This is a genomic window from Pseudomonas sp. H1_G08 (genome assembly GCF_054681355.1).
On record NZ_CP162822.1, the window covers coordinates 577,054 to 600,687 of the forward strand.

Annotated in this window: 18 protein-coding genes; 15 read left to right on the top strand and 3 right to left on the bottom strand. The window is 61.3% G+C overall.

Annotation, left to right across the window (positions count from 1 at the left end; all coding sequences use genetic code 11):
• Positions 1 to 99: 99 nt before the first annotated feature.
• The 3 genes from AB4N85_RS02670 to phhA form a co-directional block, all read right to left on the bottom strand.
• Positions 100 to 1,293, bottom strand: coding sequence for an amino acid aminotransferase (locus AB4N85_RS02670; protein WP_310214923.1), 1,194 nt, complete (start codon positions 1,291 to 1,293; stop codon positions 100 to 102).
• The gene (locus AB4N85_RS02675) at positions 1,293 to 1,649 is read right to left on the bottom strand and encodes a 4a-hydroxytetrahydrobiopterin dehydratase (RefSeq protein ID WP_016771115.1); all 357 of its coding nucleotides are present in this window, start codon (positions 1,647 to 1,649) and stop codon (positions 1,293 to 1,295) included. Before AB4N85_RS02675 ends, AB4N85_RS02670 begins: the two co-directional genes overlap by 1 nt.
• A gap of 115 nt (positions 1,650 to 1,764) precedes the next feature.
• Positions 1,765 to 2,556, bottom strand: a complete 792-nt coding sequence (gene phhA / locus AB4N85_RS02680; RefSeq protein WP_056783748.1) for a phenylalanine 4-monooxygenase — start codon at positions 2,554 to 2,556, stop codon at positions 1,765 to 1,767.
• Positions 2,557 to 2,949: 393 nt separating this feature from the next.
• Between phhA and AB4N85_RS02685 the strand changes: the two genes are divergently transcribed.
• From AB4N85_RS02685 to AB4N85_RS02755, 15 genes are all read left to right on the top strand, one after another.
• Positions 2,950 to 4,512 (top strand): sigma-54-dependent phenylalanine hydroxylase transcriptional regulator PhhR, encoded by a 1,563-nt coding sequence (locus tag AB4N85_RS02685; RefSeq protein ID WP_016771113.1) that lies wholly within the window; start codon positions 2,950 to 2,952, stop codon positions 4,510 to 4,512.
• A 344-nt stretch (positions 4,513 to 4,856) separates the two neighbouring features.
• Complete coding sequence (locus tag AB4N85_RS02690; RefSeq protein WP_016771112.1) at positions 4,857 to 5,597, top strand: flagellar basal body rod protein FlgF; 741 nt, start codon at positions 4,857 to 4,859, stop codon at positions 5,595 to 5,597.
• A 45-nt stretch (positions 5,598 to 5,642) separates the two neighbouring features.
• Positions 5,643 to 6,428 carry a flagellar basal-body rod protein FlgG gene (gene flgG / locus AB4N85_RS02695; RefSeq protein WP_016771111.1) on the top strand — a complete coding sequence of 262 codons (786 nt, stop codon included), beginning with the start codon at positions 5,643 to 5,645 and terminating at the stop codon, positions 6,426 to 6,428.
• A gap of 51 nt (positions 6,429 to 6,479) precedes the next feature.
• A complete protein-coding gene (gene flgH, locus AB4N85_RS02700) occupies positions 6,480 to 7,175 on the top strand; it encodes a flagellar basal body L-ring protein FlgH (protein ID WP_016771110.1) in 696 nt (231 codons plus the stop codon).
• A 27-nt stretch (positions 7,176 to 7,202) separates the two neighbouring features.
• Positions 7,203 to 8,291: a flagellar basal body P-ring protein FlgI gene (locus tag AB4N85_RS02705; RefSeq protein ID WP_024012083.1), complete on the top strand. Its 1,089-nt coding sequence runs from the start codon at positions 7,203 to 7,205 to the stop codon at positions 8,289 to 8,291.
• A gap of 11 nt (positions 8,292 to 8,302) precedes the next feature.
• Positions 8,303 to 9,619 carry a flagellar assembly peptidoglycan hydrolase FlgJ gene (gene flgJ, locus AB4N85_RS02710; RefSeq protein ID WP_460066912.1) on the top strand — a complete coding sequence of 439 codons (1,317 nt, stop codon included), beginning with the start codon at positions 8,303 to 8,305 and terminating at the stop codon, positions 9,617 to 9,619.
• Between the two features lie 25 nt (positions 9,620 to 9,644).
• Positions 9,645 to 11,690: a flagellar hook-associated protein FlgK gene (flgK, locus tag AB4N85_RS02715; RefSeq protein WP_071171415.1), complete on the top strand. Its 2,046-nt coding sequence runs from the start codon at positions 9,645 to 9,647 to the stop codon at positions 11,688 to 11,690.
• Between the two features lie 13 nt (positions 11,691 to 11,703).
• Positions 11,704 to 13,272, top strand: coding sequence for a flagellar hook-associated protein 3 (locus AB4N85_RS02720; RefSeq protein ID WP_150636629.1), 1,569 nt, complete (start codon positions 11,704 to 11,706; stop codon positions 13,270 to 13,272).
• Positions 13,273 to 13,381: 109 nt separating this feature from the next.
• Positions 13,382 to 16,975 carry a glycosyltransferase gene (locus AB4N85_RS02725; protein ID WP_252868995.1) on the top strand — a complete coding sequence of 1,198 codons (3,594 nt, stop codon included), beginning with the start codon at positions 13,382 to 13,384 and terminating at the stop codon, positions 16,973 to 16,975.
• Positions 16,976 to 18,098: 1,123 nt separating this feature from the next.
• A complete protein-coding gene (gene rfbF, locus AB4N85_RS02730; RefSeq protein WP_041478997.1) occupies positions 18,099 to 18,872 on the top strand; it encodes a glucose-1-phosphate cytidylyltransferase in 774 nt (257 codons plus the stop codon).
• A complete protein-coding gene (gene rfbG, locus AB4N85_RS02735) occupies positions 18,854 to 19,936 on the top strand; it encodes a CDP-glucose 4,6-dehydratase (protein WP_252868996.1) in 1,083 nt (360 codons plus the stop codon). The genes rfbF and rfbG overlap by 19 nt, the downstream gene beginning before the upstream one ends.
• Positions 19,933 to 20,493 (top strand): dTDP-4-dehydrorhamnose 3,5-epimerase family protein, encoded by a 561-nt coding sequence (locus AB4N85_RS02740; protein ID WP_252868997.1) that lies wholly within the window; start codon positions 19,933 to 19,935, stop codon positions 20,491 to 20,493. Before rfbG ends, AB4N85_RS02740 begins: the two co-directional genes overlap by 4 nt.
• Positions 20,490 to 21,716, top strand: a complete 1,227-nt coding sequence (locus AB4N85_RS02745; RefSeq protein WP_252868998.1) for a class I SAM-dependent methyltransferase — start codon at positions 20,490 to 20,492, stop codon at positions 21,714 to 21,716. The genes AB4N85_RS02740 and AB4N85_RS02745 overlap by 4 nt, the downstream gene beginning before the upstream one ends.
• Complete coding sequence (locus AB4N85_RS02750) at positions 21,713 to 22,564, top strand: NAD-dependent epimerase/dehydratase family protein (RefSeq protein ID WP_252868999.1); 852 nt, start codon at positions 21,713 to 21,715, stop codon at positions 22,562 to 22,564. The genes AB4N85_RS02745 and AB4N85_RS02750 overlap by 4 nt, the downstream gene beginning before the upstream one ends.
• Positions 22,561 to 23,631: a class I SAM-dependent methyltransferase gene (locus tag AB4N85_RS02755; protein WP_252869000.1), complete on the top strand. Its 1,071-nt coding sequence runs from the start codon at positions 22,561 to 22,563 to the stop codon at positions 23,629 to 23,631. Before AB4N85_RS02750 ends, AB4N85_RS02755 begins: the two co-directional genes overlap by 4 nt.
• The last annotated feature ends 3 nt before the right edge of the window (positions 23,632 to 23,634 follow it).

Consider the following 23,634-nt stretch of genomic DNA (forward strand, 5'->3'; position numbering starts at 1 on the left):
GGAATGCAGCCGGGGACGCTCTGCGTCCCAAAGCGGACGCAGAGCGTCCGAAGAGGCATTCCCACGCAGAGCGTGGGAACGATCAGTCGGGCGGGGGGGCTATTTGCAGGCGTCGGCGATGGCGTCGGCGAGCGATGCGAGGCGGGTGGCGTCGATGCCGGCGACGTTCGCGCGGCCGGAGCGGACCATGTACACGCTGTGCCGCTCGCGCAGGGTTTTCACCTGTTCCGGCGACAGGCCGGTGTAGGAGAACATCCCGCGTTGCACACCGATGTGTGCGAAACGCTCGCGCAAACCGTGGGGTTCCAGCGCTTCGACCAGACCGCTGCGCAGCTGGGCGATCCGCAGACGCATCGCTTCCACTTCATCGGCCCAGCGCGCTTTCAGCTCTGGATCGGCGAGGATGGTCGCGACCACCGCCGCGCCGTGATCCGGCGGCGTCGACCACAGATTGCGGGCGATGTTGGCCAGTTGGCTGCGGATGTCGATGAGCTTGTCGGCGCTGGTCGCGCAGACGATCAGTGCCCCGGTGCGGTCGCGATACAGGCCGAAGTTCTTCGAGCAGGAACTGGTGATCAGCAGCTCCGGCACTTGCGCCGCGAACAACCGGGTCGACCACGCGTCCTGCTCCAGGCCATCGCCAAAACCCTGATAAGCAAAGTCGATCAGCGGCAGCAGATCGCGGCTGCGCACCACTTCAAGCACGCGCTTCCAGTCGTCATGGCTCAGGTCGAAACCGGTCGGGTTGTGGCAGCACGCATGCAGCAGCACCACGTCGCCCTTCGGCACTTCCTTGAGCACGGCGAGCATCGCTTCGACGTCGAGGCGGTTGTCACTACCCACGTACGGGTAGTGGCTGACCTTGACCTTGGCGGCGGCGAAAATGGTTTCGTGGATCGGCCAGGTCGGGTTGCTCAACCACACGCCTTTGCCCGGCAGGCATTGCGCGATGAAGTCGGCCGCCAGACGCAGGGCACCGGTGCCTCCCGGGGTCTGGGTGGCGCCGGCGCGTTGTTCGGCGATCAATGCCGAGTCGCTACCGAGCACAAGCTCATTGATGACCTTGCCGAACAGCGGATTGCCGTGGCCACCGATGTAGGTCTTGGTGTCCTGGCTTTCGACCAGTCGCGCCTCGGCGATTTTCACCGCTTCCGGGATCGGCGTCAGGCCCTGGGCATCCTTGTAGACGCCAACGCCGAGGTCGAACTTGCGCGGATTGGCATCCTGCGCATAGGCCTCCATCAAACCGAGAATCGGGTCGCCGGGGACCCGGCCGATGGCGTCGAAGTGCATTACTTGCGTCCTTCTGCGGTCTTGGCCACTTCGTCAGTGCGCGCAGCCATGATGAAGTCGTTGCGGTGCAGGCCTTTGATCGAATGGCTCCACCAGGTCACGGTGACTTTGCCCCACTCGGTCAGCAGGCCCGGGTGGTGACCTTCGGCCTCGGAGATCTCGCCCACGGCGTTGGTGAAGGCCAGCGCATGCTTGAAGTTCTTGAACAGGAAAACTTTCTCCAGCTGCATGATGCCGTCGCGTACTTCGATGTTCCAGTCAGGGATCTGCTTGATCAGGATCGGCAGTTCTTCGTCGCTGACTTGTGGCGCATCGGCGCGGCAGGCTTCGCAGTGGGCTTGGTTCAAAGTCGACATGGTGTATTCCTGAAAACGAGTGTGTTTTTTATTAAAGCGCGTGTGCCGCCAATGCCGTCACGCTAAAGCAAAGTGGCGGCGACGGACAGACGCAATTGTCAGCAAAAGTCGCGGTTCAGGCGGCTTTGGGTTTCGGCGGAAATTTCGGCGCGTGCAAGCCCAACTGCATGCCCTGACGAACCATGGCCATGATGTCTTCATGGGCCACGTCGAACAGGCGCTTGAGATTGGGCAGGACGAAGTACAGCGGCTGCAGGATGTCGATGCGATACGGCGTGCGCATGGCTTCCAGGGGATCGAAAACCTGATGCTCGGGCTCGTCCGACAGGCAGTAAACGGTTTCTTTGGGCGAGGACAGAATCCCGCCACCGTAGATGCGCTTGCCTTGCGGGGTGTCGACCAGACCGAATTCGATGGTCATCCAGTACAGCCGCGCCAGATACACGCGCTCTTCCTTGGTCGCTTGCAGGCCGAGCTTGCCGTAGGTGTGGGTGAATTCAGCGAAGTACGGGTTGGTCAGCAACGGGCAATGACCAAAGATCTCGTGAAAGATGTCCGGCTCTTGCAGGTAGTCGAGTTCTTCGCGGGTACGTATGAAGGTGGCGACGGGGAATTGCTTGCTGGCAAGCAACTCGAAAAACGTCTGGAAAGGAATCAGCGCCGGCACCCGGGCAACTTGCCAGCCGGTGGTCTCGCCGAGGACTTTATTGATCTCGGCCAGTTGCGGGATGCGGTCGTGGGGCAGACCGAGTTTTTCGATACCGTCCAGGTATTCCTGGCACGCGCGACCTTCAATCACCTTCAACTGGCGAGTGATCAGCGTGTTCCACACCGCATGTTCTTCGGCGGGGTAGTCGATAAAACCTTGCGCATCGGGCTCGCGAGCCACGTATTGCGTCTGCTTCATGCTGCTCTCCTGCTAGGAAATTCGTTTTTGTTATGTCCAGCGATGGCTAAAGGAATACCCGAGAGTGACAGGGCGTGCAGCATGTTGACCGGTGTGTGCGTAGGAAAATTCTGCGTATTTCGTAAAGTTATCGTTACGCTTTGTCGGGTAATGCGCATTTACGGTGATTGGCGGGTTTGAAAAAGGTCGGGGCTGTCACATAATCTTGACAACTATCTGCGTGCCTCGACAGAAACATCTGCCCCGGGCGCGCCAGAGAACCCTGTGGGAGCGAGCCTGCTCGCGAAAGCGGTCTGTCTGACACATCGATACTGAATGTGCTGGCGCCTTCGCGAGCAGGCTCGCTCCCACAAGGACATGTGTTTATCTTTCAAACCTGTCGGGCCTTTTTCTATGCGCATCAAAGTCCACTGCCAGAACCGCATCGGCATCCTGCGCGACATTCTCAATCTGCTGGTGGCGTACGGGATCAACGTCGCACGCGGCGAGGTGGGTGGTGAGCATGGCAATGCGATCTACCTGCACTGCCCGAACCTGATCAACATCCAGTTCCAGGCGTTGCGCCCCAAGTTCGAGGCGATCGGCGGGGTGTTTGGGGTCAAGCGCGTCGGGCTGATGCCCAGCGAACGCCGACACATGGAATTGAACGCACTGCTCGGCGCACTGGAGTTTCCGGTGCTGTCGATCGACATGGGCGGCTCAATCGTTGCGGCCAACCGCGCGGCGGCGCAGTTGCTCGGGGTGCGCGTCGATGAAGTGCCGGGGATTCCGCTGTCGCGCTACGCCGAGGATTTCGACCTGCCGGAACTGGTGCGCGCCAACAAGTCGCGGATCAACGGCATGCGGGTCAAGGTCAAGGGCGACATCTTTCTCGCCGACATCGCGCCGCTGCAATCGGAGCACGATGACAGCGAGGCCATGGCCGGCGCCGTATTGACTCTGCACCGCGCCGATCGGGTCGGCGAGCGCATCTACAACGTGCGCAAACAGGAGCTGCGCGGCTTCGACAGTATCTTCCAGAGCTCGAAAGTCATGGCCGCTGTGGTCCGCGAAGCGCGACGCATGGCGCCGCTGGATGCACCGCTATTAATAGAAGGCGAAACCGGCACCGGCAAGGAACTGCTCGCGCGCGCCTGTCACCTCGCCAGCCCGCGTGGACAGTCACCGTTGATGGCGCTCAACTGCGCCGGGTTGCCGGAGTCGATGGCCGAGACCGAACTGTTCGGCTACGGCCCCGGCGCTTTCGAAGGCGCTCGCGCTGAGGGCAAGCTTGGCCTGCTGGAGTTGACCGCTGGCGGCACGCTGTTTCTCGATGGCGTCGGCGAGATGAGCCCGCGCTTGCAGGTCAAATTGCTGCGCTTTCTTCAGGACGGTTGCTTCCGTCGCGTCGGCAGTGATGAAGAGGTGTATCTGGACGTGCGGGTGATCTGCGCGACCCAGGTGGACTTGTCCGAATTGTGCGCGCGCGGCGAGTTTCGCCAGGATCTCTATCACCGCTTGAACGTGCTGTCGCTGCACATCCCGCCGCTGCGCGAGTGCCTCGACGGTCTGACGCCGCTGGTTGAACACTTTCTCGACCAGGCCAGTCGGCAGATCGGCTGTCCGCTGCCGAAACTGGCCCCGGCGGCGATGGATCGCCTCAGCCATTACCACTGGCCGGGCAATGTGCGGCAACTGGAGAACGTGCTGTTCCAGGCGGTTTCCCTGTGCGACGGCGGCACGGTCAAGGCCGAACATATTCGCCTGCCGGATTACGGCGTGCGTCAGCCGCTTGGCGATTTTTCCCTCGACGGCAGTCTGGACGAGATCGTCGGGCGCTTCGAGAAAGCGGTGCTGGAACGGCTGTATTCCGAGCATCCAAGCAGTCGGCAGTTGGGCAAGCGACTCGGTGTTTCGCACACCACCATTGCCAACAAGCTGCGTGAGTATGAGGTTGGCAAAACCTCCGAAAGCTAAATAGAGCCTTTGTGGCGAGGGGATTTATCCCCGATGGGCGGCGAAGCCGCCCCGCTTTTTCTTCCCAGCGACCTCATTTGCAGGCTTGGCGACTGCTGCGCAGCCGAACGGGGATAAATCCCCTCGCCACAGGATCTCCATCCCCCGCCGAACTCAGGATTGCCACTAACCGGCATGACACCGCCGGTTTTTCGTCTTCAAACCATTTCAGATTCTCCCTCCAATCCCCTCAAGTCCCCTGTTTACCGGGCCTTCGCCCGCCAATAAAAAGTTGGTCTGCAAATTGCTTATGGCTGAGCAGTACAGCGGTGGGCGGCAAACGTCCGGCATGCAGAGGAAACACTGTGGACAAGTACCTTTATGTGGCAATGACCGGCGCCAGCCAGAACGCACTGGCGCAACGGGCGCATGCCAACAACCTGGCGAACATTTCCACCAACGGCTTTCAGCGCGACCTCGAGCAGGCGCGTTCGATGCCGGTATTCGGTGACAGCTTTCCGGCGCGCGCGTTTGCCATGAGCGAACGTCCTGCCACCGACTTCACGCCGGGCTCGCTGGTGCAGACCGGTCGTGAACTCGACGTCGCGGTATCCGGCAACGGTTTCATCGCCGTGCAAAACCCCAGCGGTGGTGAAAGCTACGTGCGTACCGGCAGCCTCAACATCGATGCCCTCGGAGTACTGCGCGCCGGCAACGGCATGCCGGTGATCGGTAATGGCGGCCCGATCGCTGTGCCGCCCGAGCAGCAGGTCGAAGTCGGTGAAGACGGCACCATCAGCATTCGCGCAATGGGCGAAGGTCCGCGCGTCATGGCCGAAGTCGACCGGATCAAGCTGGTCAACCCGGACATCAAGAACATGAACAAAGGCCTCGACGGTTCGATTTACACCAAGGACGGCCAGCCGGCGCAAGCCGACGCCAACGTCAAACTGGTCTCGGGTTTCCTTGAGTCGAGCAACGTCAATGCCGTGGAAGAAATGACTTCGGTGCTGGCCCTGGCCAAGCAATTCGAGTTGCACGTCAAGATGATGAACACCGCCAAAGACGACGACCAGGCCATGGCTCGGGTCTTGCAGATCAGCTAATTATCAGAACGTCGCGCCGTAAAACAGGCGCACGAGGAGAATCGAATGCTTCCGGCTCTATGGGTTGCCAAAACCGGTCTGTCCGCCCAGGACACCAACCTGACCACCATTTCCAACAACCTGGCGAACGTTTCGACCACGGGTTTCAAACGTGACCGTGCCGAGTTCCAGGACTTGCTCTATCAGATCAAGCGTCAGCCAGGCGCCCAGTCGACCCAGGACAGCGAACTGCCGTCGGGTCTGCAAGTGGGTACCGGTGTGCGCATTGTCGGTACCCAGAAAAACTTCACCGCCGGCAGCCTGCAAACCACCGAGCAGCCGCTGGACATGGCCATCGACGGTCGCGGTTTCTTCCAGATCCTGCAGCCGGACGGCACCACGTCCTACACCCGTGACGGTACTTTCCACCTCGACTCCAATGGCCAGATCGTCAACGCCAGCGGTTTCGCGCTGGAACCGGCGATCATCATCCCGAACGATGCGCAGACCTTCACTGTCGGCCGTGACGGCACCGTGTCGATCACCATCGCCGGCAACCCGGCCTCGCAAGTGATCGGCAACCTGCAGACCGCCGACTTCATCAACCCGGCCGGTCTGCAAGCAGTGGGCAACAACCTGTTCCTGGAAACCGCTGCTTCCGGCGCGCCGCAGATCGGCACCCCGGGCCTGAACGGTTTCGGTACCACGCTGCAGAACACCCTGGAAACCTCGAACGTCAGCACCGTTGAAGAGATGGTCAACATGATCACCACTCAACGCGCCTACGAGATGAACTCCAAGGTGATCTCCACCGCCGACCAGATGCTCTCGTTCGTAACGCAGAATCTGTAATCCAGTCTTTGGGGCGGCCTGAGGTCGCCAGCAACACCGTGAGGTAGGGTCATGAAGCGCTTTGTATCTGTTCTGGCATTGAGTGGGGTCGTCTCGCTCGCGGGCTGCGTCGCCCCGACGCCCAAGCCCAATGACCCTTACTACGCCCCGGTGTTGCCGCGCACACCGTTGCCGGCGGCTGCCAATAACGGCTCGATCTATCAGGCCGGCTTCGAGCAGAACCTGTACAGCGACCGCAAGGCGTTCCGGGTCGGTGACATCATCACCATCACCCTGAACGAGCGCACCCAGGCGAGCAAGAACGCCAACTCGCAGATGGACAAGAACAGCGATAACTCGATCGGTCTGACCTCGTTGTTCGGCTCCAGCCTGACCACCAACAACCCGATTGGTGGCGGTGACCTGAGCCTCAACGCCGGCTACAGCGCCGACCGTTCGACCAAGGGCGACGCCAAGTCCGGGCAGAGCAACAGCCTGACCGGTTCGATCACCGTGACCGTGGCCGACGTGCTGCCCAACGGCATCATCGCCGTGCGTGGCGAGAAGTGGCTGACGCTCAACACCGGTGACGAACTTGTGCGCATCGCCGGTATGGTCCGCGCCGATGACATCGCGACCGACAACACCGTGTCGTCGACCCGTGTCGCCGATGCGCGCATCACCTACTCGGGTACCGGCGCGTTTGCCGATACGAGTCAGCCAGGCTGGTTCGACCGTTTCTTCCTCAGCCCGCTGTTCCCTTTCTAGGTGGCGACTTTGAATTTCAAGAGCCTTATGGTGGCCGCGTTGTTGATGTCTGCGGCGTTCACCGCACACGCCGAGCGGCTGAAAGACATCGCCAGCATTTCCGGCGTGCGCTCCAACCAGTTGATCGGTTACGGCCTGGTGGTCGGGCTTAACGGCACCGGTGACCAGACGACGCAGACTCCGTTCACCCTGCAGACCTTCAACAACATGCTCTCGCAGTTCGGCATCAAGGTGCCGCCGGGATCGGGCAACGTGCAGTTGAAGAACGTTGCGGCGGTGTCGGTGAGTGCCGATCTGCCAGCGTTTGCCAAGCCAGGTCAGCAGGTCGACATCACCGTGTCCTCGATCGGTAACTCCAAGAGCCTGCGCGGCGGCACCTTGCTGCTGACGCCGCTCAAGGGTATCGACGGCAACGTCTATGCGATCGCTCAGGGCAACCTCGTGGTTGGCGGTTTCGACGCTGAAGGCCGCGATGGTTCGAAGATCACCGTCAACGTTCCGTCGGCCGGTCGCATCCCTGGCGGTGCCTCGGTGGAACGTGCGGTGCCGAGCGGTTTCAACCAGGGCAACAGCCTGACGCTGAACCTCAACCGTTCCGACTTCACCACCGCCAAGCGCATCGTCGACAAGGTCAACGACATGCTCGGCCCTGGCGTCGCCCAAGCCATCGACGGCGGATCGGTGCGCGTCACTGCGCCACTGGATCCGAGCCAGCGCGTCGACTACCTGTCGATTCTGGAAAACCTCGAAATCGATCCGGGTCAGGCGGTGGCGAAAGTCATCATCAACTCGCGCACCGGCACCATCGTCATCGGCCAGAACGTGAAAGTGTCGCCAGCCGCCGTGACCCACGGCAGCCTGACCGTGACCATCACCGAAGACCCGATCGTCAGCCAGCCGGGCCCGCTGTCCAACGGCCAGACCGCCGTCGTACCGCGCTCGCGGGTGAATGCCGAACAGGAAGCCAAACCGATGTTCAAGTTCGGCCCGGGCACCACCCTCGACGAGATCGTCCGTGCGGTAAACCAGGTCGGCGCAGCACCGGGTGACTTGATGGCGATTCTTGAAGCTTTGAAGCAGGCCGGCGCATTGCAAGCCGACCTGATCGTGATCTGAGGCCGGCCACCATGGATATGCGCAAAAGCGGTCTGGTCAGCAGCAGCGATTCGGGTTCCTACTCCGACCTCAATCGTCTGAACCAGCTCAAGGTCGGCGACAAGAACAGCGACGAAAACATGCGCAAGGTTGCGCAGGAGTTCGAGTCGCTGTTCCTCGGCGAAATGCTCAAGTCGATGCGCTCGGCCACCGAAGCGCTTGGTCAGGACAACCCGCTGAACACGCCGGCGGCCAAGCAGTATCAGGAAATGTACGACCAGCAGTTGGCGGTTTCGATGTCCCGCGAGGGCGGTGGTATCGGCCTGGCCGACGTGCTGATCCGCCAGATGTCGAAGAACAAGCCGATGGCGCCGGGCGAGGCTGCCGCCGCGTCCGCCGCCAAGCAGCAGGAAGCGCTGGCCAAGGCCGCCGCCGTGCCGACGCCGATTGCCGCTGGCACCGTCGCCACCGGTCCGCTGTCCCGCGTCAACGGCGAGCGTCCGTTGTGGGCATCGCGCTCGGTGCATGCGCCGAACAACACCGATATTTCCCATCGCAACGACATGGCGCTGATCAACCAGCGGCGTCTGGCATTGCCGCCGAAACTGGCCGATCGCTTGCTCGCAGGCTTGGTGCCGTCGGCGCCGAGCGTGGCCACTGCCAGCACTGCGGCCGCAGCGACCAACGCCTTGCCGCAACGGGCCACGACTACCGCCGTCACAGGCTCCGGCGCGTTGTACAACGGTGACTGGCTGGCCCGTGCTGAAGAGCAGAAAGCCGCTGGCGGGCAGATGCAGGTCTACGGCCGCGCCATGGCGCAGATTCCGCTGGCACCGGCGACGAAGGCCTTCAGTTCCGCCGACGAATTCGTCAACACCATGTTGCCGATGGCCAAGGAAGCCGCTGACCGCATCGGCGTCGATCCGCGTTATCTGGTGGCGCAAGCGGCACTGGAAACCGGCTGGGGCAAATCGGTCATGCGCGCCCAGGATGGCAGCAGCAGCCACAACCTGTTCGGCATCAAGGCGAGCAGCAACTGGAAGGGCGATTCGGCCCGCGCGATCACCAGCGAGTTCCGCAATGGCGCGATGGTCAAGGAGACGGCCGAGTTCCGTTCCTATGCCTCGTACAAGGACAGCTTCCACGATCTGGTGACGTTGCTGCAGAGCAACAATCGCTATCAAGAAGTGCTGAAGTCGGCCGATAACCCAGAACAGTTTGTACGCGAGTTGCAGAAGGCCGGTTACGCCACCGACCCGAACTACGCGACGAAGATTTCGCAAATTGCCAAGCAGATGAACAGTTTTGAAAACTACGCTGCGGCGGGTGTCTCCACCACGCCTTTATAAGGCACCAGGTAATAAGGTCTGAACCATGAGTTTGCTCAATATCGGGATGTCGGGACTGTCGGCCAGCCAGTCCTCTCTGGCTACGACAGGCAACAACATTGCCAACGTCGACACCGCCGGTTATTCACGTCAGCAAACCGTGCAGGGCACCAAGTCCTCGCAGCAGTACGGCAGCGTTTTCATCGGCACGGGCACGACCCTGGCCGACGTGCGCCGGGTGTACAACTCGTATCTGGAATCGCAGCTGCACACCGCGACGTCGCTGGACAGCGAATCGGCTGCCTTCCTCAAGCAGGCGACGCCGCTGGACGCGATGCTGTCGGACACCAACACTGGCCTGACCGGTGTACTGCAGAAATTCTTCACCTCGATGCAGGGCGTATCGACGTCGGCCACCGATGACACTTCGCGTCAGTCGGTGCTGACCGGCGCGCAGGCGCTGACCAGCCGTTTCAATACCCTGGCCAAGCAGCTCAACGATCAGAACACCACGATCAACGGCAGCCTCGGCGACATGACTGCCCAGGTGAACAAGCTCGCCACGGCGATTGCCAATCTCAATCAGAAGATCGGCGAAATCTCCACCAGCGGCGGGGCGCCGAACGACCTGCTCGACAGCCGTAACGAAGCCGTGCGTCAACTCTCCGAGCTTACCGGTGCGCAAGTCGTCGAGCGCGGCACCAGCTTCGACATTTATGTCGGCAGCGGCCAGCCGCTGGTCATCGGCAACACCACCAACAGCCTGAGCATGGTCGCGAGCAAGACCGACCCGTCGCGCATGTCGATCCAGATGGATCGCGGTTCGAGCACCATCGACATCACTTCGGTGATCAGCGGCGGCGAAATCGGCGGTCTGCTGACCTATCGCAAGGAAGTCCTCGACCCATCGCTCAACGAGCTCGGTCGCGTGGCCCTGGTGATTGCCGATCAGATCAACAGCCAGCAAGCCCAGGGCATCGACAAGAACGGTGACTTCGGCGCGGCGATTTTCAACAACATCAACAGTGCCGCCCTGATCAGTCAGCGCAGCATTGCGAAGGATGGCAACAGCGCCGGTTCGGGCAACCTCGATGTGACCATCAAGGACACCGGCAAGCTGACCACCAGCGATTATCAGGTGACCTTCACCAGCGCTACCGATTACACCGTCAAACGTTCCGACGGTACTGATCTGGGCGCATTCAGCACCACGACCAATCCGCCGCCAGTGATCGACGGTTTCACCCTGGCCTTGAATGGCGGCGCGCTGAGCGCGGGTGACTCGTTCAAGATCACGCCGACCCGCAACGCGGCGGCGAGCATTCAGACGGTCCTGACCGATCCGAAGAAAATCGCTGCGGCAGGTCCGCTGACCGGCGTCGCCAGCGCCAACGGTCTGGGCACGTACACCCAGCCGACGCTCAGCGACAAGATCGATATCTACAACCCGACCGCCCAGGCTGACATGCAGGCGGCGCTGAAGAATTCAACGCCGGTCAAACTGGTATTCGGTGCAGCCAGCGGTGGCAGCCAGTCGTACAACCTGGTCGACGCCAAGGGCGCGACCATCGGCACCGGCACCATCGTGCCTGGCCAGTCGAACACGCTGAACCTGAAAGTCGGCATCGTCGATGCCAGCGGCAACCCGGTGATGGACACTACCGTCACGCCGAACGTACAGAAGACCTTCACCGTGCAGACCACCGTGGGCGGCACGCCGAAAACCGGCGAGACCTTCACCATGAACCTGACCGGCGCGGCGTCTTCGGACAACCGCAACGCCCAGGCACTGGTCGCATTGCAAACCAAACAGACCGTGGACACCGGTTCGGCGAGCAAGGGCATCAGCCTGACTGACGCCTATAACACCCTGGTGACCAACGTCGGTACCAAGACCGCCCAAGGCAAGTCCGACAGCGCCGCAACCACGGCGATTCTGGAGAACGCCAAGGGTGCCCGCGATTCGTTGTCCGGGGTCAACCTGGACGAAGAAACCGGCAACCTGGTCAAGTACCAGCAGTACTACACAGCGTCTTCGCAGATCATCAAAGCTGCGCAGGAAACTTTCGCCACGCTGATCAACAGCCTTTAAGGAGTCGTAATTCATGCGCATTTCCACCGCCCAGTATTACGGAACGCAAGCCTCGGATTATCAGCGTAACTTCAACAAGGCTGTCGCTACCGCGAGCGAGGCGAGCAGCCTGCAGCGTATCAACACCGCCGCCGATGATCCGATCGGTGCCGGGCGCTTGCTGCAATTGGGCCAGCAGGCGGCGATGCTCGATCAGTACAAGACCAACGTCAACACCACCAAAAGCGCCTTGACCGTGCAGGAGTCCACTCTGGATTCGATTACCACGGCGCTTGCGCGAGCCAAAGAGCTGGCGCTGGCCGCGAACAACGGCACCATCACCGACAAGGACCGCCAGGCATATGCCTCGGAACTGGGTGAGATCCAACAGCAAGTGCTGGGCCTGATGAACGCCAAGGATGCCAACGGCAACTACCTGTTCTCCGGTTCGAAAACCGATACCGCGCCGTATTCGAAGAATTCTGACGGCACGTTCAGCTACAACGGCGACCAGACCACCATCGATCTGGGCATCGGCGACGGCATGACCGTGGGTACCAACACCACCGGTTGGGACGCGTTCCAGCAGACCATCAACACCGGCCGCACCAACACCAAAATGACTGCGCCAGCTGTGGATGACGGCCGTGTCGTGCTGTCCAACGGCACCGTCGGCACTGCCGCCACCTACGACGCCAAGTTCACCGCCGGGCAGCCGTATACCATCGATTTCGTCAGCAGCACCCAGCTGAAAATCACCGATGCCTTGGGTAACGATGTGACTGCCGAGGCCAGCCAGAATGGCCTGATCAGCAACAGCACCGGCGCCAACCAGACTGTCAGCTTCCGTGGTGTCGACCTCAAGCTGAACGTCAACCTGAAGGCTGGCGATACCAATCCGGACGCCGTTATCGCAGGGCACAGTTTTCAGCTGTCGGCCTCGCCGGACTCGTTCACCACCACGCGTAATCCGGGTAACCCGTCGACCAGCGTGATCACCGGTTCGACCATCACCGATCAGGCAGCCTACACCGCAGCGTTCCCGCAGGGCGGCGCGGTGCTCAAGTTCACCAGCGCCACCGATTTCGATCTGTATGCCGCGCCAGTGACCGCCGACAGCAAGCCGGTTTCCTCGGGCACGGTCGCCGGCGGTAACGCCACCGCTGCCGGTGTGACTTTCGCCCTGGGCAGCGCGCCGGCCGCTGGTGATCAGTTCTCGATCCAGCCGAACAATCATCAGACCCAGAACGTGCTCGACACTCTGGGCCAGATGATCACCGCGCTGAATACGCCAGTCGACGGTGACCCGGTTGCCAAGCAGAAATTGCAGGGCGCGATGGAGGCAGGCCTCGGCAACATCGATGCAGCTTCCAACCAGATCGGCACCGCAGTCACCACCATTGGTGCGCGCGGCCAGGCGCTGGACATGCAGACCATTACCAACGACAGCCTGACCACGGCGAACAGCACGACCCAGGGTTCGATTCGTGATTCCGATCCGGCTGAAGTCATGACCCGTCTGACCCTGCAACAGACCATGCTGCAAGCCGCGCAACTGGCGTTCAGCAAGATCAGTCAGTTGGGGCTGTTCAACAAGATCTGATGATTGGCGGGCGCGTGCGCGCCCGCCAACGTTGTCCCTCTGTTAATGATTTTTTGCGGTATCAAGGGCTCGTTTTTGCGAGCGGGCTCGTACCGCCTGTGAGCCCGCCGTGAATTCACTCCCCCTCGTCAGCATTGCCATCCCTGCGTTCAATCCGCGCTTTTTCGAGCGGGCATTGAACAGCGCCGTCAGCCAGACATACGCGCCTCTTGAGATCATTGTCTGCGACGACAGTCGTGGTCATGAGATCGAAGGGATTGTCAGCGCTGTGGCCGAGCGCTCGGGTGTTGCCGTGCGCTATGTGCGCAACCCGCGCACATTGGGCATGGTCGGCAATCTCAAGGCGTGCCTTGATCAGGCGCAGGGTGAATTCGTCAAGTTCATGTGTGACGACGATCATCTCTATGCCGCCTGCATCGAGCAGCAGGCGCACGAGATGTTGCGTGAGGAAGTCAGCCTGGTGCTGGCTCAGCGGTTATTCTGGGACGCCGACGACATCATTCTGCCGGCGCGCCTGGAAAACACTTCGTTGTCACCGGCCAGCGGTCTGTTCAAGGGTGACGACCTGCTGGGCATTTTTGAAAAATTTCCGGTCAATGTGCTGGGCGGTTTCTCCAGCGCCTTGTTCCGTCGTTCGGACCTCGTCGACTTGTTGCCGGCGCTGACTCAGGACGGCCACTGCTTTGTCGCCACCCTGGATTTCGCCTTGTACGTATGCCTGCTGCGGCGCGGCAATCTGGCGATGTCGAACACCGTGCTCAGTGCCGAGCGGCTGTATCCGGAGCGCTTGAGTGCTCAGCAGCCGATGAAAGACGCGGTCGAGGTCGAGCGCGAGTGGATTCTGCAAATGCTCAAGGCGCGCAGCGGCGAGTCGGCGCCAGCGCCGGGTTGGGTGCGCTATGTCCCGCTGACCAAGGCTGACGCAATGCCGCGTGTCTGGGAAGAGCTGCCCCTGAGTCGTACGCTGGGTACCAAGCAGAGTCGCCAGGAGTGGTGCGTCGGCATCGATAGCTGGAGCTTCGCCGAACTCTACGCGCACTGGCTGCAATGCCGCAGTCTCACTGAAGGGCAGCGCAAGTTACTGCCGGAAACTCTGGCCGCCTGGCCACAACAGCCGCGAATAGTGCCGATCGTCATTGATGCCCAGGGCAGTCGCGATGGAGTCGAGCGCACGCTTGAGGCGCTTGCTCGGCAGGACTATGCCCCTGAACTGATTCTGGTGCTGTCCGCTTCCTGTAACGAGGCGACGCTGGATGGCCGCGTGTTCCACATGCCACTGGAAGGTGACGGGCTGGGTCAGATCAACGCGTTGTTGCCCCAACTGGAGGGCGCCGACTGGTTTTACCTGTTGCAGGCCGGTGACCGGCTGATGGCGCCGGCCTTGCTGGTCATGGCTGACCGGATCGCGCACTCGCCGTCGCTCGGTTGCGTGTACAGCGATGAAGGCGGTCTGCGCGATGGTGAGTCCGTGGAACCCGCCTTCAAACCCGATTTCAACCTTGATCTGATGCGCAGCTACCCGTATGTCGGGCGCGCCTTGGCGTTCAAGCGCGAACGCTTTCTGGCGCTGGGTGGTTTTGACACGACGTTCACCGAACTGGCTCCTCACGACATGCTGTGGCGCATGGTCGAAAGCGACGGCACCCAAGTGATCGGGCATGTCGCCGAAGTTCTGCTGGAGTCGCCATTCGATCTGTCGCGGTGGTTGGCCGAGCCAGGCGTCATCGAACAGAACCCTCGTGTGCTCGAAGCGCATCTGCAACGCATTGGCGTTGCCCATGAAATCCGCCGTGGCAGTTGCCAATTGCTCAATCGTGTCGATTATCGGCACGCGCGCCGTCCGCTTGTGTCGATCATCATCGTGACCCGGGATCAGACCGCTGCCTTGCAGCGGTGTGTCGAGACCGTGCTGGAAAAAAGCGCCTACGCCGAATACGAACTGCTGCTGGTCGACAACGGCAGCGAAACCGCTGAGGCCAGAGCATGGCTGGACGGCATCGCGCAATTGGGTGGTGACCGAATCCGCGTGCTGACGTACCCGCAGCCGGACAACATGGCTGCCCTGCACAATTTTGCCGTGACCAAGGCTCGTGGCGAATATGTGCTGCTGCTCAATACCTTTGCGGTGATTACCCACGCCGACTGGCTGGACGAGCTACTCAATCATGCGCAGCGCCCGGAAGTCGGCGTGGTCGGCGCCAAGTTGTTCAACCCGGATGGTTATGTGCTGCATGCCGGCATGATTCTGGGGATGCAGGGCGCGGTCGGGTTGCCATTTTATGGACAGTCGCTGCAGTCGGACGGTTATATGTTCCGGCTCCAGGCCGCCCACGATCTGAGTGCGGTCGGCGGTGATTGCCTGATGGTGCGCAAGGCGGTTTTCGAGGCGGTGGCAGGGCTTGATGAAGAGGATCTGAAGCAGGCGCTGAACGTGGTGGATCTGTGCCTGCGCATCGGCCAGGAAGGCTACCTGGTAGTGTGGACGCCTTATGCCTTGCTGGCTCAGGGCGTGCGCCCGACTGTCGAGTCGACAGCTGAGCAAGGCGAGCAACATTTGCACGAGCAGGAAATCTTCTACAAGCGCTGGCTGCCGCGCATTGCCCGCGATCCGGCCTTCAATGTCAACCTGTCCTTGCAGGGCGTCGGCGCGACGAGTTTCAGCCTTGAGCCGGGCCTGCGTACGGGGTGGACTGCTTTTTCCAGGCCGCAATTGCCCAACGTACTCGCCGTGCCGATCAATGCCTCAGCGATTGGCCATTACCGCATGAGTCAGCCGCTGATAGAGCTGGAAGCGGCGAACCGGGCCGAAGGGTGTATTCGTTACGGTTTGCCGTCGATCATTGAAATCGAGCGTCAGTCGCCGGATGTCATCGTCCTGCAAGGGCGCTATTCCCAGGGCGCGATCGATGAAATCCCGCCGCTGAAAAAGTTCTGCCATGCCCGGCGCATCTTCGAGCTGGATGACTATGTGATTGATGTTCCGCATCGCAATGCGCATATCCGCAACATGCCCAGCAAGCAGGAAATGGAACGGATGGTGCGCCAGGCGATCAGCCTGTGCGACCGCGTGGTGGTGTCGACTCAACCACTGGCCAATGCGCTGTCGGACATGCACCACGACATTCGCGTAGTCCCCAACATGCTCGCGCAAAACCTCTGGACCGGTTTGCGGGGTCAGCGCCGCACCTCGAAAAAACCTCGCGTGGGTTGGGGCGGAGGCACCAGCCACCATGGCGATCTGGCGGTGATTGCCGATGTCGTGCGTGAGCTGGCCAACGAAGTCGACTGGGTATTCTTTGGCATGTGCCCGGATGACCTGCGTCCGTACATGCACGAGTTCCACGGTGTGATTCCTCTGGACGTCTATCCGGCCAAGCTGGCCAGTCTGAACCTCGACCTGGCCCTGGCACCGCTGGAGTTTCACATTTTCAATGACTGCAAGAGCAATCTGCGTTTGCTGGAATACGGCGCCTGCGGTTACCCGGTCATCTGCACTGATACCGAAGCCTATCAGGGCTATCTGCCGTGCACGCGGGTGAAGACCAACAGCACTGATGAGTGGCTGCAGGCGATTCGCATGCATCTGGCCGACCCTGACGCCAGTTATCGCATGGGTGACGAGCTGCACGAGGTGGTCATGCGCGATTATGTGTTGCGTGGTGACAATCTGCGGTATTGGGAGAATGGCTGGCTGGCGGATTGATCGTTTATACAGGCGGCTTTTTGGGGTTGCCTTTTTTTTGGGGCCTTGGCGGCCTTTGGGCCGACCAGGCTGTTGGGGGTTTTGGGTGTAGATCCGTTTCTGCGGGTGTTGCTGATTACGGTTCCGCCCTTACGGCGGGTCACCTTTTTCAAACGCCAAAAAGGTAACCCAAAAGGCTTGCTCCTACGTTCGGCCCTCGCAGGCTCGGGTTCCTTCGCTGCGGGACTGATCCGGGCGCAGCGGCTCCGGTTTGCTTCGCTGCACCTCCTTCCGCTGTGTTCGACTTCGTCGAACGGTCGCTACGCTCCCACGCCCGGATCAATCCCTCCACTCAGCCTTCCGACGTCGCCGGTGGATCAAGATCAAAAGCGGTACTCGAGCTTGCGCTCATTGTTGAGTGGGGCGGCTTTGCCGCGGGCAGCTGCGCTGCTTTGATTTGCTTTGCTTTGCTTTGCTTTGCTTTGCTTTTGCTTTTGTGGGAGCGAGCCTGCTCGCGAAGGCGGCCTGCCGAGCAACCCGTTTCTCCCAAATGCCCACGATCCAACTGTAGGAGCTGCCGAAGGCTGCGATCTTTTGCTCTTGCTCTTGCTCTTGCTCTTGCTCTTGCTCTTGCTCTTGCTGTTCTGTGGGAGCGAGCCTGCTCGCGAAGGCGGCCTGACCGCCGACCCATTTCTTGCTGGATGCCCACGATCCAACTGTAGGAGCTGCCGAAGGCTGCGATCTTTTGCTCTTGCTCTTGCTCTTGCTGTTCTGTGGGAGCGAGCCTGCTCGCGAAGGCGGCCTGACAGCCGACCCATTTCTTGCTGGATGCACGCGATCCAACTGGAGCTGCCGAAGGCTCGGGCCGCGATCGGACGATCTTTGCTCTGGCTTTTGATCTCTTGCCCCTCCACGCCCTCAGCCCGTCCGTCATTCTGTTGCCACTTCCACCGACGCCTCTATCAGCCATCTCCGAAAACCCGAGTCTGAGCTGGCGCGTTTCCTGCAAGTGCCCCGCAAATCGCCATAAAACGAGCGCTCGCGGTGTTTCCTCCTGCGCCCGTAGCGGCAGAAGGTTTGGCCAGAAGGCCTGCGACGCTCAAAAAAGCAGTGCGCAGCCCGGTGACGTACGAGAGGGGAGACGATGAAGGCAGTAATTTTGGCGGGTGGCCTCGGCACGCGCATCAGTGAAGAGTCGCACCTCAAGCCCAAGCCGATGATCGAGATCGGCGGCAAGCCAATTCTCTGGCACATCATGAAGCAGTATTCCGCCCACGGGATCCACGACTTCGTCATCTGCCTGGGCTACAAGGGCTACGCGATCAAGGACTTCTTCGCCAACTACTTCCTGCATACATCCGACGTCACTTTCGACATGCGCAACAACCGCATGGACGTCCATCAGAACTACAGCGAGCCGTGGAGTGTGACCCTCATCGACACCGGCGAGGAAACCATGACCGGTGGCCGCCTGTTGCGTGCCGCGCGTTATCTCAAGGATGAAGAGGCGTTCTGCTTCACCTATGGCGATGGCGTTTCCGACATCAATATTGCTGAGCTGGTCGACTATCACAAGGCTCACGGCCGCTTGGCGACCGTCACTGCGGTGCAGCCGCCAGGTCGTTACGGCGCGCTTGAACGCCAAGGTGACCAGGTGCTGGGTTTCACTGAAAAACCCCGTGGTGACGGTGGCTGGATCAATGGCGGTTTCTTCGTGCTGTCGCCAAAAGTGCTGCCCTACATCAGCGATGACAGCACCACCTGGGAAGCCGAGCCGTTGGCCCGTCTGGCTCAGGACGAACAACTGAAAGCCTTCGAGCACGAAGGTTTCTGGCATCCGATGGACACCCTGCGCGACAAGAACCATCTCGAAGCGCTGTGGCAGAGCGGGGAGGCCCCATGGAAGCAATGGGCTTGAGTGCGGAGTTCTGGCGTGGCAAGCGCGTTCTCGTCACCGGACACACTGGTTTCAAAGGCAGTTGGCTGACCCTTTGGCTGCAAAGCCTCGGCGCGCAGGTCAGCGGTTTTTCGCTGGATCCGTCGACTGAGCCAAGCCTGTTCGCACTGGCGCGCGTACACGAAGGCATCAACGACCAGCGCGGCGATTTGCGTGACCTCGGCGCCTTGCTGGAAATCATCGCCGAGACCGAACCGGAGATCGTCCTGCATCTGGCGGCGCAGCCCTTGGTGCGCGAGGGCTATCGCGATCCGCTCGGCACCTATTCAAGCAATGTCATGGGCACGCTGAACCTGCTCGAAGCGATTCGTCAGGTCGGCGGCGTGCGCGCCTGCGTGCTGGTCACTACCGACAAGGTCTACGCCAACAAGGAATGGCTGTGGCCGTACCGCGAAGACGAAGCCCTCGGTGGCCACGATCCTTACAGCAGCAGCAAGGCCTGCTGCGAGTTGCTCGCGCAGTCGTATGCCGCGTCGTTCTTCCCGGCGGACAAACATGCCGAGCATGGTTTGGCCCTGGCGACCGCACGCGCCGGCAATGTGCTGGGCGGCGGTGACTTTGCCCCGGAGCGACTGATTCCCGACGTATTGAAAGCATGGACCGCCGACGAGCCGGTGACCCTGCGTTACCCGCAAGCCGTGCGCCCATGGCAGCACGCCCTTGAACCGCTGGCGGGTTACCTGCAATTGGCCGCAGGCCTTTATGCGCGAGGTCCGGAGTATGCCGGCGCGTGGAACTTCGGCCCCGGTGAGGCGGACATGTGCAGCGTCGGCGAAGTCGTCGAATTGCTCGCCAGCCGCTGGCCGCAGGCACCTGGTTTGCGTATCGAAAAAAGCGAACTGCATGAAGCCGGCCTGCTGCGCCTGGACAGCAGCCGTGCGCGGCAGTTGCTGGGTTGGCAAGCGCGCTGGACCTTGCAGCAATGCCTGGCGCAGACCCTCGATTGGCACTTGGCGTGGCAGAACGGCGATGACATGCGCGCCGTAACTCTGGGCCAGTTGAATCTGTACCGAGGCGCGCTGTGAGCGAGTTTTCCCTGAAAGCGTTGCCATTGGCCGGTCTGTTCAGCATTCAGCACAAACGTTTCGAAGATCAGCGCGGGCACTTCGCCCGGTTGTTCTGCGAGGGCAGCCTGATTGCGTTCGGCAATGAATTTCATATCCGCCAGATCAACCACTCCTGCACCCGCGAGAAGGGGAGTGTGCGTGGCCTGCATTATCAGAATGCCAACGCCCCGGAAGCCAAACTGATCACGTGCCTGCGCGGTGAAGTCTGGGATGTCGCGGTGGATCTGCGTCCTGACTCGGAAACCTTTTTGCACTGGCATGCCGAGCACTTGAAGGCGGGCGATGGCCGCAGCCTGTTGATTCCGGCCGGTTTCGCTCATGGCTTTCAGACGCTCACCGACGACGCCGAATTGCTCTATCTGCACAGCGCCGATTACGCGCCGGAGCACGAGGGCGGCTTGTCGGTGACTGATCCGCGGCTGGCGATTGCCTGGCCGTTGCCTGTCAATAATTTGTCAGCGCGTGACTCCAGCCATCCCGCGCTTGATCAACACTTTGCTGGAGTGCGTCTATGAATTGCCGTGGGTGCGCCGCACCGCTGAGCCTGCCGCTGATCGACCTCGGCACTTCGCCGCCGTCCAACGCCTACGTGCATGCCGATCGCCTGGAGCAGGCCGAGCAATGGGTCCCGCTCAAAGTCGCGGTGTGCGAGCAATGCTGGCTGGTGCAGACCGAGGATTACACCAGTGCCGACAGCCTGTTTGATGCCGAGTACGCCTACTTCAGTTCGTTCTCCAGTACTTGGCTGAATCACGCCGAGCGCTATGTCGCCGAGATGAGCGAGCGCTTCGGGCTGAACGCCGACAGCCGTGTCGTCGAGGTCGCCGCCAACGACGGTTACCTGCTGCAATACGTCGCCGCGCGCGGGATCCCATGCCTGGGCGTCGAGCCGACTCGCAGCACCGCACAGGCTGCACGCGAGAAAGGCCTGGAAATTCGCGAGCTGTTCTTCGGCTGCGACACCGCCACGCAATTGCGCAACGAAGGCTGGAGCGCCGACCTGATGGCGGCCAACAACGTGCTCGCGCACGTGCCGGACATCAACGATTTCCTCGCCGGCTTCGCGACGTTGCTCAAGCCGACCGGCGTCGCCACTTTCGAGTTTCCGCAACTGCTGACGCTGATGGCTGGCGCGCAGTTCGACACGCTGTATCACGAACATTATTCCTACCTGTCGCTGACCGCCGTGCAGACCCTGTGCGAGCGCAATGGCCTGGAAGTGTTCGACGTCAGCCAGTTGAGCACTCACGGCGGCTCGCTGCGCGTATTCGTGCAGCGCAAGGACGGCCAGCGCCGCGCTGTTCTCCCGGCAGTTCAGCAACAATTGCAGGCCGAACTCGCTGCCGGGGTAAAAACCCCTGAGTACTACGCGACCCTCGCGCCTGCTGCCGAACGCATCAAACATGACCTGCTGCGCTTCCTGTTGCAGGCCAAAGCCGACGGCAAACGTGTGGTCGGTTACGGCGCGGCGGCCAAGGGCAATACCTTGCTCAACTACGCCGGAGTCAAAGCGGATCTGCTGTCCTGGGTGGCCGATGCCAACCCGCACAAACAGGGCAAGTTCTTGCCGGGCAGTCGCATCCCGATTGTTGCGCCAGCGCAGATCGACATTGAGCAACCGGACTACGTGCTGGTGCTGCCCTGGAACCTGCTGCACGAAGTCAGTCAGCAACTGGCGCAGGTGCGTCAGTGGGACGGGCGCTTCGTCATCGCCGTGCCTGAGTTGAAAGTGCTGTGAAAGTTCTGGTCACTGGCGCCACGGGCTTTGTCGGTCGGCATCTGGTTGCTGCATTGCTTGAGCGCGGCTGTGAAGTCCGCGCGGTGGCGCGCAACGCAGAAACGGCGCAGGGCATGCCATGGATCAACCACGTCGAATTCGTCGCGGCAGACATTCACGCTGCCGACCTGAATGTCGTCGCGCTGACCGAAGGCATCGACGCGCTGGCGCATCTGGCCTGGCCGGGGTTGCCGAACTATCGGGCGCTGTTTCATTTCGAGCACAACCTGATGGCCGATTACCGCTTTATCAAGAGCGTGGTCGCGGCAGGCGTGCCGCAGGTGCTGGTGACCGGCACCTGCTTCGAATACGGCATGCAGAGCGGCCCGCTCAGCGAGTCAACCGAGCCACGGCCGAGCAATCCCTACGGTCTGGCCAAACATACGCTCCACCTGTTTCTGCAGAATCTGCAGCAGGAGCAACCGTTCACATTGCAGTGGGCGCGGTTGTTCTATTTGCACGGCGAAGGGCAGAACCCCAACAGCCTGTTGGCCGCGCTGGACCGGGCAATCGATAGCGGCGAGGCGTCGTTCAACATGTCGGCCGGTGAGCAGTTGCGCGATTTCCTCGCGATTGAAACCGCCGCGAGTCATCTCGCCGCGATCCTCCATCAGCGCGACTTTGGTGGCGTGATCAACTGCGCCAGCGGCCATCCGGTGTCGGTGCGTGCGCTGGTCGAACAGCGCTTGCGTGAGCGTGGCGCAACCCTGGCTCTGAACCTCGGCCATTACCCGTATCCGACCCACGAACCGCTGGCGTTCTGGGCCGTCACCGAGCGCTTGCAACAGTTATTGGGAGAGTCGCCATGAGGCACGAGTTGTACCGGGCCACCGGCCTGCCGGTATTGCAGAACCGCACTTTCGCCGATGCCGAATCGGCGCGGGCCTCGGCCAGCGCCGACATGCTGCTGGTTCAGGACGAGCGCAGCGGTCTGGTCTTCAACGCCGCGTTCGATGCCGACAAGCTCAGTTATGACGCCGACTATCAGAACGAGCAGGCGCACTCCGGCCAGTTCCAGCAACACCTGCGCGATGTCGAAGGCATCATCGGCAAGCACTTCAAGGGCCGCGAGCTGATCGAGGTCGGCTGCGGCAAGGGCTACTTTCTCGAGCTGCTCAAAGGCCTCGGCTATTCGATCACCGGCATCGACCCGGCTTATGAAGGCGAAAACCCCGAGGTGATCAAGGCGCCGTTTACGCGCGGCCTCGGCCTGGCGGCAGATGCCATTGTGCTGCGTCATGTGCTGGAGCACATCGAAGACCCGGTGAGCTTTCTGGCCGTGATCGCCGAGGCCAATCAGGGCGGGCAGATCTATATCGAAGTGCCGTGCCTGGACTGGATCCTCGAGCACAAGGCCTGGTTCGACCTGTTCTACGAACACGTCAATTATTTCCGCCTCGATGACCTGCGCCGGATGTTCGGCACGGTGCACGAGGCCGGGCATCTGTTCGGCGGTCAATATCTGTACATCGTCGCTGATCTGTCGACGTTGCGCCTGATACCCGAACAACCGGTGCCGCGCCTGACTCTGCCGGAAGATTTCAGCGCCAGTCTCGACCGTGCCGTGCAGATCATCCGCTCGGCGCCTGCGCAGGGTTCAGCGATCTGGGGCGCTTCGTCCAAAGGCGTGATCTATTCGCTGTACCTGCAACGCGCCGGCGTTGCGGTCGATCGCGTAGTCGATATCAACCCGGCCAAGCAGGGGCGTTATCTGCCGCTGAGCGGCGCGCGCGTGTCCTCGCCGCAAGAGGCCATGGATGCGCTGCCGGAAGGCGCGCACCTGTTTGTGATGAATTCCAATTACCTCGAAGAGATCAAGCGGATGACCGGTGGACGCTACGTCTATCACGCCGTCGACAGCGCTTCGTTTCAGTGACCC